Raw genomic sequence first — 11,870 nt, forward strand, 5'->3', positions numbered from 1 at the left:
AATGGTTTTCATTCCGGGTCCCTCCCAAGAAAGATTGGCAACCAAACCTGCGGATCGTCGCCGACGCGCGCGCGCAGCGCGTCGAGCTCCTGAACCGTCTCAATTCGACCGGAGAGGATCTTGATCGCGTCAGGCATCGCGCCCAGATTGAGGCGCGCAATGACGCTGTCCTGGTCATGCTTGATCAGGAATTTGCGGGCTTCAGGCGGGGTTTCGCGGATCCATTTGATCTCGCGCTCCGACAGCCCGAACGCCCTGTGCGATTCCTCGTCTGCCTTCGGGTTGGGGAAAAAAATATTGGTCGGCGTCTGTTCGATCAGCGTGTTGGCGATCGATGACTTCACAATGTCCGCCGCTGACTGCGTGCCGAAGCCAACGATGCCATTCAGCTTACGAATGGTTTTCAGCTTGTCCTTGATGAAGTAGCTGAAAATATCATTGTCCAGCAGCTTCCAGCCCTCATCGAGGAAGATCATGACCGGTTGCCCGTCAAGCAGCTCCTCGATGCGATGGAAGATATAGAGCAAGGCTGCCGTGCTGGTCGTTGCGTCGCTCAACACGCTCGTCATGTCGAAGCCGAAAATGGACGACATCGAAAACGAGTCTTCCGCGTTGTTGAACAACCAACCGCGCTGATCGGGCCTCAGCCATGGCTGCAAGCGCGAATAGAGATCGTCATCGCCGGCGCGCATCGCACCGCGCAACAGCTCGGCGAACTCCTCCATGGTTCGACCTTCGGTCGGCGCGCTCGCCACCTGAGCGACCGCGTTGCGGATGACTTGCTCCTCGCGCGTCGAGTGAGCGTGTCCGTCGGATCGACGCAGCATGAAGCTGAAAAGCTGGAAGAGAAATTCCCGGTTGCGCGGCGTATCGGGCAGGCGCAACGGATTGAAGCCGGAAGGCTCCCCGGCCTTCAAAACCTCATAGCGGCCGCTAAGCGACCGCACGAAGATATCCAGGCCACGGTCCTTGTCGATCATCACCAGCTTGGGGCGCGGCGTGATGCGCTGCGCCTGTGCCGCGAGAAAGCCGAGCAGCACCGTCTTGCCCGAGCCCGAGGGACCGTTCAGAGTGAAGTTGCCGAGGTCTCGAACATGGAAGTTGAAGAAGTAGGCCGTTTGCGACGTCGTCTCGAGGACGCTTATCGGCGTTCCCCAATGCACCCCGCCGGTCCGGCCGCTCGGATAGTTATGGAAGGCCGAAAAGCCCGCCATGTTCTTCGATGAGATCATCGACTTGCGCGCCACATAGGCGAAATTGCCGGGCAGGGTGGCCCAGAACGCAGGTTCACAATTCAGGTCCTCGCGAACCCACAGGGCGGATACCTCCGTCAGCGCCGTGCCGACATCGGTCACGCAGCGCGCCACGTCGTCCATGGTTTTCCCGAGGCACAGCACCGTCAGATGATGCAAGCCATAGAGCGCTTCCGAGGACAGAAGCTCATCGCGCGCTTCACCGAGTTGATCGGCCACGATCGAGCCGGCTTCATCCGACATGTCGATCTTGCGCCCGACCCGCTCCATCTGGGTCAGCGCCTGCGGCTTGTCGATGATGGCGAAGGATTGCGTCACGATGAATTCGTGCGGCACCTTCAGCATGGGGTTGAGCATCCCCGGTCCCGTAATGGACGGGTACTCGCCTACCGAAATTATGGCGCCGTATCGCGTTTCGCCAGGGGACGCCCCGCGAATTTCCAGCGCATTCGGGCCGAAGAACAGCCGCTTCGTCGCTAGCGCCTCCGCGAGTTTCATGCGCGGCAGTGCCATCGGCCGTGGAAATCCGCCATTGACGAGCTGCACCAGGAATTCCAGCGGCTCGGAATGCCAAACGTCACTGCGCTTGACGACGCTGAGAACCCGCGCGCCATACGCCTGCAAGCTCTCTCGGACGGCTTTCATCACGTCCGTGAGTTCGATCAGCGCCCGCTCCTCGCTCGAAGATCGACCGTCCGCAGCCCTTCGTCCCAAAAGCTTGCGGATCACGAGATCCGCCGTCCCGACCGTGCCTTGCAGCTCGCGCCGGACGATGGTCAGGTAGATATCGTTCACAAACATGCGCTGGGTGCGCAGGGCCGCCGTATAGCGCTGGTCCAGCTCTTGGCAGAACTTGCTTTCGAAGCTCGACTCGATCGCGGGCTTCACCTCGCGGCGCACGATATGCGAGTAGATCGCATAGCGGGAATTCGCCAACCCCCGAATGAGATCGTTGCGGCCGAGCAGGCGCGAATTGATCTCGGCGATATCGATCGTCTCGAAGCACAGTCCGCTCATGTGAACGAAGGACATCAACATGCCGTCCTGCGTCTTGATCACCTCGTCGGACACATGCCGCGAATAGGGTATATGGGCCGAAACCGGATTCTCCCGACGAGACACGGCCCCGAAACTCAGTTCATCACGAAGAGCCCGCGCGATTGCCATGGTCACACCCGATAACTGCGCGCACCCCAGAAGCTGGCGCTTCGGGGCGGCGTCTTTCGCGAACGGATGAACATGATGTCGATGAACATGGGATCGCGCATGATCGCGATCCTGGCAACAGCATAGAGCGGCACGCAGATACAGAGCATGACCAGATTATGGGTTGCGAGGAACACGACCGCCGTCAGCACGCCGATGAACCCCGCAAGCTCATAGGGAATGCCGAGCACCGTCGGCGCTCGGGTCAAGCCCTTGACCAGCGGAGTGATCAACAATTTGGGCTCGCCAGGATCGATCCGGTCGTCTGCCATGCCGATCACCTGCCGACCGCGGATTGAAAGAATTCGACGATCTGAGCCGAGCCGAAGACCAGCACGATACCCAAGACCCAGCTTCCGGCCACAAACCACGACAGGCGCGCCGCCCAGGCCATGAAGCCCATGAAAATGCAGAACAGAACCGCCAAAGCCGTCGCGATCGGCCCGGTCAGGGTCTGCACCAACGTCTGCAGCGTGCTTTGCACCGGCTGGAGATTTCCGCCCCCGGCCATCGCCTGCGTTGCCAAGAGCATGAGCGGCATCGCCACACCAGCGCTGCGTGCAGCAATCATCTTCCACAAGGTCATCAAAGCTTCTCCTCAGTCAAAGTTTTGTACCATCCCGCCCTGCCAGACCGGCGCCGTCGCTTCGCGAGACGACATTGTGCTGCCATTGCGGGAGATGGTGCGGGATGTCGGATCATTTCGTTGATCAGCTGCGCCGGCCGCAGCCTGTTGAACGCCGGCGAGGTCAAGACTTACCGCCCCTACGGGCATCACTGCCTCAGACCCGACCGATGGCCATTGGTGGAAATCGTTGATGACGTTGGCGACGTAGCCAACCGTCTCGGAGTAGGGCGGGACGCCCTTATATTTGAGAACCGCGACCTCGCCCGCATTGTAGGCGGCGAGCATGTATATCGGGTTCGGAAATTTGCGATGCAGATCCCGCAAAAAGCCGATTCCACCTTTCACATTATCCGCGGGATCGCAGATATCGACCCCGTAGCTTACCGCCGTGGACGGCAGAAGCTGCATCAGGCCATAGGCTCCTTTGGGCGATAGCGCGCCGGAATTGAAGCGGCTTTCGGCCCGGGCAACCGCGAGGACGAGGGGCGGGGCAAAGCCTTGCTGGCGCGCGACCGCTTCGACGATGCGCTGTCCTTCTTCGTTCGACAGGGCAGCGACGCCGGGGCAGGGGTTGTCAGCCTTGGTCGATGTCACCGTAGCGGCCGCGCTGTCAGCGCTTCCCGCCGTACCGATCCGCTGCACGCCCTGGCTCTCAACCTGGTAGGCCGGCATCACCCGGCCATTCACGTCGACGGCAGCATTAACGCTGGTGGCGGGAGCCGTAACGCGGTCCTGGAATCTTTGCGAAGCTTCCTGAGCAGACGCCGCTTGGCACGTCACCAGGATCGCACCCGCTGCAAGTACCGTTTTGCGGGATCGAATCATTAAAATAATCCTGCGCTGTTGCCGATTCTGGAATGCTGAATTAATACAATGACTCGATGAACCGCAATCGCGAAAATGAGGCTGACGCAATGAAAATGAGCAGGGTTCTTTCCGTTGTGGCGTTTTTGCCGACCTTGTCGGTTCTGTCGGCGGCGCCGGCCCGTGCTGATGATTTTGGCTGCAAGGTTTTGCTGTGCATCCTCAACCCGCAGGGTTGGGCGAGCGTCGGGGAATGTGTGCCTCCGGTCGAGCGCGCTTTCCGTATGGTCGCGCATGGGGAGCCCTGGCCCCAGTGCCCCGAGGCCGGCAGTTCCGGTCGTATCGGATATGAGAAATTCACACCCTGCCCGGACGGCACGATCGCCGTCTCGCCCGAGACGGAATCGAGCGGAAGCGACAACAGCTCTCGCTCACAAACTGTCTACAAGCCAGACAGTAACGGCGCTTTCTGTGCTGCGCGGAATGCAACGAATGCCTCTTGGGGCACGAACCCGAGAGGTTCGGGTTACGGTGCGCGTCCAACATCGGCCGTGACGCGGCGCGAGCAGAGGACGGAGCCAAACTATCTCGATCTCACGACGACCGACGGCAAACAACGGTTCTGGTTCAATCTGAGCAGGTATCGATAATGAAACCTGGCTTCGCCGCCGCCGGCATTCTCGCGGCCGTCCTCGCCAGTGTTCCGGCACTGGCCGAGGACAAATCCAATCCCTGGTTTCCGATCCCCGCCGCAGCATCGTTCAGCACCGGCGACACCTGGACCTATGCCGGTGAGACCCACCGTCTCTACGGCGTTCAAGCCTGCCTGCGAGGGACATATTTCACCAATGGAGCAGGGGGGCGTGTCGATTGCGGCGAGGCAAGCCTTGCCATGCTCGTCTCTCTTATCCGGGATCTCCAAACTCAGTGCTACACGGTCGCCTGGCAGGCCGCGACCAAAACGCGCTTCGTCGTTTGCGTTGCACAGCCTACCTCAGGATCCGCAGCCGGTTCTCGCATCGATCTCGGCACAGCGCTGATCTCGACCGGCTGGGCGTTCGCGGCCGTCACTCCGAACGGCACTCCGGTCCATGCTCCCTATATCGTCGCGCAGGAGGTCGCTAAAAAGCAGCACCTTGGCCTGTGGCAGTTTGCCGACGTGCCCGATCCGAATGCCATCATCCTCCGCGATATCCGAAACGCATCTAACCAGGCTGGTCAGTCTTCGAATCCGCCGGCAAATCGATAACCGGTCCCCGGCGCGTTGGATCATACTGTACATTCTGCTGAGGCCATCGCCGGACCGCGAACGCGACGGCAAGCGCAATCGCCGAAATCAATCCGAGAACAATAGCCGCGACCAGCCCCGGCTCTCGCCAAAACGATAGACTGTCCCACTGATTCAAAAGCCGGGCGCCGGACAGCACCAAAATCAGGACTGTTGCGATGACGATGCCCGTTCCCGGATCCATGTCGAATTTCTTCAGCATCGCATTCTCCTTTTCGCACTCCCTGGTCACGGCCCCGATCAACGATCGCTTCCAGCGCAAATGCCGGCGCCAGACGCAAGCTCAGGCGAAGCCTGCCCTACGGGTGCGCCAGCCGTCGCCCGCGCTTCGTCGCGCTCACGGACCCTCGCCAACCGCATCGAATCATTGCCGTCAGGTCTTTCGCTTGTTGTTCACGAGTTTTATTTCCTGGCTTGGTCCAATTACAGCGGCAGCCTCGCACGCGCTTCGGCTTTTCAGTTGTTCGGTCGATATTCCAAAGGTTGCCTGCCGGGCGGAGGCGAAAGCCGCTGCTGTTTGCCCGGTAGCGCCGGTCGGGGGCCGCTTGCGTCCCAGCGCCAGGTCTCGAGCTCGCAGCTTGAAATCAGATGGTCGAATTCCGCCCGTACCGCCTCCTTGGCATCGTGCGGTACGACAAAAAGCGCGGTTCCCTGTTGATCAACGTCGGTCAGAAGGCCGAACGCCGTCGGCACCGCCGGCAGCACGTTGTCGCAACGTTTTCACAAATCGCCGATGCTCCCCGGTCAGGACTTCGATCAATTCCTTTTCGTCGTTGTGCTGAAACGGAATCCAATTCTCCGTCACGTTCATAAAGCCGATTTCGTCGATCGCCAGAATGCCGGACGGCATCTGCATGACGTTGCGATGGTGATCAGGTGCGAATTTTCGTGCAGTCGCCACAGGTCGAATTCCGCAGCAAAGCGCTTCGGCACTGTTTTGAACATTTTCTCATCCAGGAAGAGCGGCGCGTCGGGCATATGCTTGATCGACAGCTTGCCGCCAAACCGGGCGGGGTCGAGCGATTTCACAATGCCGATCACGATCTTCTTGTGCTTCGCCTTGGCTGCTGCCGCGAAAGCCCGCTCCCGATCCGCTGCCAGGCGATCCTTGTGCTCAAGGGAGTACATTGCCGGCATAAACAGCAGCTCGCGCAACTGGAACTTCTGGCTCGACTTCGCATCGGCCGCGCCCCAAAGAAATTTCCGGACCAACCCCCAATTTCTTTTTCCCACGAAGCCGGGTGCCATTAATGTCAGCTCCGCCTCTTCCCAGAGATAGTCGAGCAAGCCGCAGGGTGAGCTTCCTCGGATCGGCTTTGACAGTGTGGTGGGAAGTCCCCTCGCCGGATGATCCCTGTCGCGCCTTGCCTTGTGTCAGTGCGAAGGCCAGCTTCAGCCGCGCCGCCTCCGATGCAGGATCCTCGACGATTGCTTGACCTAGGATCTCCGCCTTTCCCGACAGTGCAAGGGGCAGTTCATAGCGATCACAGTCTACCGCATGGTCCTTGCCGGTGTTAGGCATGCGCTTGATAATCAATTCCTCGCCGACGGCGGCGATGTACATCGGCACTCCGGGATGCCGACACAAACACAAGACGCGAGCCTGCTGATCCCGCGCCTGACGCAAGAGCGTCTGAATTTCCGGGTGCTGGGGGCCAACCGTGCGACCCAGAATAGCAAAATCACTCATAAGGATGCCATCCGACTTTAGATCGTGCGCCTTATGATTAAATCATTGAATCGATGTTTCATTCAACCCATTGGGTTCAACGACGCTCCTAGTTGATTGATTGGGCTGACCAACCAGACTCGACTGGGCTCATGTCTCGCGTGGCGACCACGAACGGGCGAGCAGCGGCGTGGCGGTGATGTAACCGTCGGACTTGCCGATTGCTTTATCATCTGCCCTTCGCCTGTACCATCACACTGGCATATGCGCGCGACGCATCCAGGTCGCAGGCCAAGACGCGATTTCAAATAAGGGGGCGTCTGCGGCGCCGGCAAGTTTCGGATTCTCGCCTCCTCCAGGTCGGTAGTGACTGTTGCATACGTGCAACTCAAGCGGGAAGAGTTTTCTTAAGGGCAACACTATTCTTGAATTCGGCGGCCAGAATGCGAGTTAATCAGCCAAACCCGCCCGATCGAGTTTTCTCGCTACGGGCCACAATCAGCCTGGGATGCCCCTGTGAGTGCCGATACGATTGCTGGCGCAGTGAGCCGGGAGAGCTTCGCTTTCTCATACCTCCGCTTTGAACCCGAGACCACTGTACCAGCCCAGCGCCCCTCCGCTGGCTGCAGCAAGATGACGGCTCCCAAACCATGCGGCTCCGTGTTTTAAAGACAGAAAATGACGTTTGGCCTACTGCACGCCGGGCTCTTGCCTGTGATCGCTGCCACAAATCATCGGTGGTCTTGGTCGTGACGAAACCGCATGCGTATGTCTGCCAGCTATGTCTAGACGGAGGCCCTGCCGAGCAAACTGAGCGTCCTGACGAGTTCTCAGCAAGCTTAAAACACTCTGGTTATGGTTCGCCTATAACAAACCTGACAATACCTCGCTCATTGTCCCGGCCACGCGCTATCTGGACCTTGACCGTGGAATTCTTTCGTGAAGAAAACAGCGGCAGTGTTTAATGAGGGATGAAGTAACCGATCTTTTCACGGAGCTGGCCCTTTGGGCGAATGTGGTGATGCAATCGGAAATGGGCGATAGAATCAGAATTTGCGTCGCCTATGACGCCGGTCTCAAGCTAATCGCTGAGCGTACTCCGCCCGGGTCTCTGCCGCGACCGGCCATTGAAGCTTGCATCCTGCAGCATCAGGAACTGAAGGCCGCCGAAGACATCAGCTGCGTAGGTTGGATACTGGCCGCGATCGCTACGCGTGTTGGCGAACGAGATCTTCCTAAATGGGAGGAAGCTCAGAAGGTCATTGACATCACGGTTCGATTGCTGAGTCGCTACCGTCAAACTTGCGTTCATTGAAGCCATGGCCGCCTCGGCGGAACGGTCTTTATGCATATCAGGCATTCCCTTTAGAATGTCGCCTCCGCCACGCCCTGAATTCGGCCATCTTATAGCGTGCAAAGCGCGTTGTCTTCGCTCCATGTCGATGATGTGCGCCAGACGCTTGCGGATCGCATTTTCGTCCAACTGATGGGCGCGCCCTCCGGAACCGTCTTCCCGTCGGCGAGCAGTCCGGCAAAGGACACCTGCAAACCGTTTGGCATGGTCTGCAGCGTCGTTAGGGCGACTTCGCCGAGCAGAGCCATCCAGCCGTTGCTGTCAAAGTCGATGCAAGATCGGCCGTCCCGCCATCACTGAGCGAAGCTTCATCCGCATTCTTGCTGGTGTCGAGGGCGGCCAACGCCCGCCCAACCAGACTTCGCAACTCCTCTGCCGTCAATCCGTGCGGGTCTTTCAGAAGCGCGACAACGTCTTCCTTGCCGAATTTGAAAAGACGATGGCGGTTCTAACTCTGCGCACGATGCTCTGCGACAGATGGCGAGATCGCACCGACACCTCAACGACCGCCGTCTGTTCGTCCCTGGGAGGGACAAACGCGACCACGAATTGCACAAGAAGCGCTTCGACCGTTCCGAGGGCTCGTCGGATACCTCGACGAACCGATGGTCATGCGCGTGCCGAGCCGCAAGCTGTTCGGCGAGATTTGGTATCGCTAGAGCACGTCCTGTGATCGATGAATCGATTGTGATGTGACGGCTGCGTTTTGTGCTGATTCAACATCCACCTCGATGGAGGTGGACGATGGGAAGAGCATTGAGCGGGGATCTTCGGTCGCGGGTCTTGAAGGCTTCGGACGAGGGCATGTCGGCGCGGCAAGCGGCGGCGCGGTTCGGCGTGGGAGTGTCCAGCGCGATCCGCTGGATTGCGCGGGCGAAGATCGGCGAACTGGCGCCACGCCCGCAGGGCCGCCGGCGCGCCTCCGGCCTCGATGCGCATGAAACCTTCATCGTCGGGCTGATCGAGGAGCGCAAGGACATCACGCTGAACGAGATGGTGGAGCGGCTCGTCGCCGAGCAGTCGATGCGGATCAGCCGCAGCGCCTTGAGCGCCTGGCTTCGCGGCCATGGCTGGACATTCAAAAAAAGTCCGCGCACGCACTGGAGCAGGATCGCCCCGATGTCCTGAAGCGGCGCCGGGACTGGTTCGATGGCCAGCTCGATCTCGATCCGGCGAAGCTCGTGTTCATCGATGAGAGTGTGCTGCAGAGGCACGGAAGGAGTTCAGTATGAACTAACCCGTAACGTGAAGCTGCGTGAATGATGGAGGACGGCCCTCCGGGATCGGCTTTCAGGAGCGGGTCTCAAACCAGTCCGAGCTGCTGCGGTAAAGAGCCGTGGTGGTGAGCGTCGGATGAAACGTTCGGACGAGATCCGAGCAGGTGCATGTCCGAAAGACGAACGAAAGTGAACCCTCCGAAGACGCGTCGTTATGAACTTAAGTGTCGTCGAAACCAGGATCGTCTCATCATCCTGGGACAAGTCCGCCGGGTGCCTGATGACCGGGCGGGCGGCGACCGGCGTAGAGGGGGCGTGAGTTGGACATAGGCTTTCACGCGGAACTGCAGGAACCAGGCTCCTGATGCAAAGGGAGAAGCTCAAGCGGAGCAAACCGCAAGGCGAGAGTACCGATGCAGGAGACTGGGGCGGACCGATCCGTATGAGCGTTGAGGGCCCTGTAATGGGGTCGGAGCAAAGGGGTCGGATCAGGTGGTCGTATTGTTTGGAACAACTGGAAACAGGATGACTTCGATAGATACGACAAACAAGCCGTTTCGAGTTGAGAAACGTCAAGTGTACGAAGCATACAAAGCGGTCAAAGCCAACCATGGCGCAGCCGGGGTGGACGGGAAGACTCTGGAGATGTTTGAGAAAGACCTTGCGAGCAATCTCTACAAGATCTGGAATCGGATGTCTTCGGGGACTTACTTTCCGCCGCCCGTGCGTGCCGTCTCCATTCCGAAAAAGACTGGGGGCGAAAGGGTTTTGGGTGTGCCCACCGTCAGCGATCGAATCGCGCAGATGGTGATCAAGCAGATGATTGAGCCGGATCTGGACTCCCTCTTTCTTCCGGACTCCTACGGTTACAGACCGGGAAAATCGGCTCTGGATGCCGTCGGCGTGACGCGTCAGCGGTGCTGGAAGTATGATTGGGTTTTGGAATTCGACATCAAAGGGCTGTTTGACAATCTTCCGCACGATCTCCTGCTGAAGGCGGTCAGAAAGGACGTGAAGTGCAAGTGGGCTCTGCTCTACATCGAAAGGTGGTTGACAGCGGCGATGGAAAAGAACGGAGAAGTCATGGAGCGCACACGCGGCACCCCGCAAGGGGGCGTGGTTAGCCCGATTTTGTCGAATCTTTTCCTGCACTATGCATTTGATCTCTGGATGACGAGGACGCATCCCGAACTTCCATGGTGTCGATATGCCGACGATGGTCTCGTGCATTGCCGGAGCGAGCAACAAGCCGAAGCCCTCAAGGCGGAGCTGAGTTCTCGGCTGGCAGCGTGCGGACTTCAAATGCATCCGACAAAGACCAAGATTGTCTACTGCAAGGATCAACGGCGCAGAGAGGCGTATCCGAATGTCACGTTTGACTTTCTCGGGTATCAGTTCAGGCCGCGACGGGTGGCGAACACACAGCGGGACGAGTTCTTCTGTGGTTACACGGCTGCGGTTAGTCCGACGGCGCTCAAATCGATGCGGGCAACGATCAAAAGCTTGAACATCCTGCGGCAGACGCCGGGGACGCTGGCTGAAATCGCCCAACAGCTCAATCCGCTCCTCCGGGGATGGATTGCCTACTATGGACGGTACAGTCGTTCAGCCCTGTCCACTCTGGCTGATTACGTTAATCAGAAACTCAGGGCTTGGGTCAGGCGCAAGTTCAAGCGCTTTCAGTCCCATAGGACACGCGCCAGTCTTTTCTTGCGAAAGCTGGCGAAGGAAAGTCCGGGACTGTTCGTGCATTAGAAGGCGTTCGGAACGAACACGTTTACCTGATGGGAGCGGTGTGAATCGAGAGGTTCACGCACCGTTCTGCGAGAGGCCGGCAGGTGAAATCCCTCCGGCCTACTCACCCCGGCCTCTCCACAAAGATGACCCGCCTGCGTGGAAGAGCGCCGCGCGGCGAGCGCTGCCGGGCCGGCGTGCCGCATGGCCACTGGAAGACCACGACCTTCACCGGAGCGCTGCGGCTGACGGGCATGACTGCGCCCTTCGTCTACGATGGCGCCATGAACGGCAACGTGTTCCTGGCCTATGTCGCGCAGGTGCTGGTCCCGACATTGTCGGAGGGCGACGTAGTCGTCATGGACAACCTTCCCGCCCACAAGGCCGCCGGCGTGCGCGACGCGATTGAGGCCGCAGGCGCGAGCCTGCTCTACCTGCCGCCCTACAGTCCCGACTTCAATCCGATTGAGAACGCCTTCGCCAAACTTAAGGCGCTGCTGCGAGCAAAGGCCGAGAGAACCATCAAGGCTCTGTGGGACGCGGTCGGCGCGGTCTTCGACCTCTTCACCCCAGCCGAATGTGCCAACTACTTCAAAGCCGCAGGATATGAACCGGATTAAACAGGACGTGCTCTAGGGGTTGTTGAGAATCAGGATTCCACTTTCGCCCTTTGAGTGATTCAAGCCTCATTTTGGAGGTTTTGATGATTCGAACGGT

At 59.2% G+C, this 11,870-nt stretch carries 11 protein-coding genes and 3 pseudogenes; 6 read left to right on the forward strand and 8 right to left on the reverse strand.

What is annotated here, in order from left to right; genetic code table 11:
- Window positions 1-8: 8 nt before the first annotated feature.
- The 4 genes from NKJ26_RS28880 to NKJ26_RS28895 are packed head-to-tail and all read right to left on the reverse strand — an operon-like array spanning window position 9 to window position 3,912.
- A complete protein-coding gene (locus NKJ26_RS28880; protein ID WP_352698824.1) occupies window positions 9-2,420 on the reverse strand; it encodes a VirB4 family type IV secretion/conjugal transfer ATPase in 2,412 nt (803 codons plus the stop codon).
- A gap of 2 nt (window positions 2,421-2,422) precedes the next feature.
- Window positions 2,423-2,731 (reverse strand): VirB3 family type IV secretion system protein, encoded by a 309-nt coding sequence (locus NKJ26_RS28885; RefSeq protein ID WP_352698826.1) that lies wholly within the window; start codon window positions 2,729-2,731, stop codon window positions 2,423-2,425.
- A 5-nt stretch (window positions 2,732-2,736) separates the two neighbouring features.
- The gene (locus tag NKJ26_RS28890) at window positions 2,737-3,045 is read right to left on the reverse strand and encodes a TrbC/VirB2 family type IV secretion system protein (RefSeq protein WP_352492028.1); all 309 of its coding nucleotides are present in this window, start codon (window positions 3,043-3,045) and stop codon (window positions 2,737-2,739) included.
- Between the two features lie 12 nt (window positions 3,046-3,057).
- Window positions 3,058-3,912 carry a lytic transglycosylase domain-containing protein gene (locus NKJ26_RS28895; protein WP_352698828.1) on the reverse strand — a complete coding sequence of 285 codons (855 nt, stop codon included), beginning with the start codon at window positions 3,910-3,912 and terminating at the stop codon, window positions 3,058-3,060.
- 56 nt (window positions 3,913-3,968) lie between these two features.
- On the opposite strand from NKJ26_RS28895, the gene NKJ26_RS28900 reads away from it, so the two are divergent.
- Window positions 3,969-4,541 carry a hypothetical protein gene (locus NKJ26_RS28900; RefSeq protein WP_352698830.1) on the forward strand — a complete coding sequence of 191 codons (573 nt, stop codon included), beginning with the start codon at window positions 3,969-3,971 and terminating at the stop codon, window positions 4,539-4,541.
- Complete coding sequence (locus NKJ26_RS28905) at window positions 4,541-5,140, forward strand: thermonuclease family protein (RefSeq protein ID WP_352698832.1); 600 nt, start codon at window positions 4,541-4,543, stop codon at window positions 5,138-5,140. The genes NKJ26_RS28900 and NKJ26_RS28905 overlap by 1 nt, the downstream gene beginning before the upstream one ends.
- Here NKJ26_RS28905 and NKJ26_RS28910 read toward each other — a convergent pair.
- The 4 genes and pseudogenes from NKJ26_RS28910 to NKJ26_RS28925 all read right to left on the reverse strand — a co-directional run bounded on the left by NKJ26_RS28910 (window position 5,097) and on the right by NKJ26_RS28925 (window position 6,869).
- Window positions 5,097-5,381, reverse strand: a complete 285-nt coding sequence (locus NKJ26_RS28910) for a hypothetical protein (protein ID WP_352698834.1) — start codon at window positions 5,379-5,381, stop codon at window positions 5,097-5,099. The two genes, NKJ26_RS28905 and NKJ26_RS28910, sit on opposite strands and share 44 nt — an antisense overlap.
- A gap of 254 nt (window positions 5,382-5,635) precedes the next feature.
- Entirely contained in the window at window positions 5,636-5,884 is a 249-nt protein-coding gene (locus NKJ26_RS28915) for a hypothetical protein (protein ID WP_352698842.1), read from the reverse strand.
- The gene (locus NKJ26_RS28920; RefSeq protein WP_352698836.1) at window positions 5,838-6,035 is read right to left on the reverse strand and encodes a DUF1173 family protein; all 198 of its coding nucleotides are present in this window, start codon (window positions 6,033-6,035) and stop codon (window positions 5,838-5,840) included. Before NKJ26_RS28920 ends, NKJ26_RS28915 begins: the two co-directional genes overlap by 47 nt.
- A pseudogene (locus tag NKJ26_RS28925) lies at window positions 5,987-6,869 on the reverse strand (DUF1173 family protein). Before NKJ26_RS28925 ends, NKJ26_RS28920 begins: the two are co-directional and overlap by 49 nt.
- A gap of 943 nt (window positions 6,870-7,812) precedes the next feature.
- Between NKJ26_RS28925 and NKJ26_RS28930 the strand changes: the two are divergent.
- The 4 genes and pseudogenes from NKJ26_RS28930 to NKJ26_RS28945 form a co-directional block, all read left to right on the forward strand.
- Window positions 7,813-8,163, forward strand: a complete 351-nt coding sequence (locus NKJ26_RS28930) for a hypothetical protein (RefSeq protein ID WP_352698838.1) — start codon at window positions 7,813-7,815, stop codon at window positions 8,161-8,163.
- Between the two features lie 783 nt (window positions 8,164-8,946).
- Window positions 8,947-9,407, forward strand: a pseudogene (locus NKJ26_RS28935) (helix-turn-helix domain-containing protein); the annotation flags it as partial.
- Between the two features lie 537 nt (window positions 9,408-9,944).
- Window positions 9,945-11,174: a group II intron reverse transcriptase/maturase gene (gene ltrA, locus NKJ26_RS28940; RefSeq protein WP_352698840.1), complete on the forward strand. Its 1,230-nt coding sequence runs from the start codon at window positions 9,945-9,947 to the stop codon at window positions 11,172-11,174.
- A gap of 116 nt (window positions 11,175-11,290) precedes the next feature.
- Window positions 11,291-11,773 (forward strand): annotated as a pseudogene (locus NKJ26_RS28945) (IS630 family transposase); the annotation flags it as partial.
- Window positions 11,774-11,870 lie beyond the last annotated feature (97 nt).

It is taken from the genome of Mesorhizobium sp. M0152 (assembly GCF_040322415.1).
Lineage (GTDB): Bacteria > Pseudomonadota > Alphaproteobacteria > Rhizobiales > Rhizobiaceae > Mesorhizobium.

Coding starts and splice junctions, on each gene's coding strand:
- NKJ26_RS28880 (WP_352698824.1), bottom strand. CDS start 2,420: ATGGCAATCGCGCGGGCTCTTCGTGATGAACTGAGTTTCGGGGCCGTG.
- NKJ26_RS28885 (WP_352698826.1), bottom strand. CDS start 2,731: ATGGCAGACGACCGGATCGATCCTGGCGAGCCCAAATTGTTGATCACT.
- NKJ26_RS28890 (WP_352492028.1), bottom strand. CDS start 3,045: ATGACCTTGTGGAAGATGATTGCTGCACGCAGCGCTGGTGTGGCGATG.
- NKJ26_RS28895 (WP_352698828.1), bottom strand. CDS start 3,912: ATGATTCGATCCCGCAAAACGGTACTTGCAGCGGGTGCGATCCTGGTG.
- NKJ26_RS28900 (WP_352698830.1), top strand. CDS start 3,969: ATGAACCGCAATCGCGAAAATGAGGCTGACGCAATGAAAATGAGCAGG.
- NKJ26_RS28905 (WP_352698832.1), top strand. CDS start 4,541: ATGAAACCTGGCTTCGCCGCCGCCGGCATTCTCGCGGCCGTCCTCGCC.
- NKJ26_RS28910 (WP_352698834.1), bottom strand. CDS start 5,381: ATGCTGAAGAAATTCGACATGGATCCGGGAACGGGCATCGTCATCGCA.
- NKJ26_RS28920 (WP_352698836.1), bottom strand. CDS start 6,035: ATGCAGATGCCGTCCGGCATTCTGGCGATCGACGAAATCGGCTTTATG.
- NKJ26_RS28930 (WP_352698838.1), top strand. CDS start 7,813: ATGAGGGATGAAGTAACCGATCTTTTCACGGAGCTGGCCCTTTGGGCG.
- ltrA (WP_352698840.1), top strand. CDS start 9,945: ATGACTTCGATAGATACGACAAACAAGCCGTTTCGAGTTGAGAAACGT.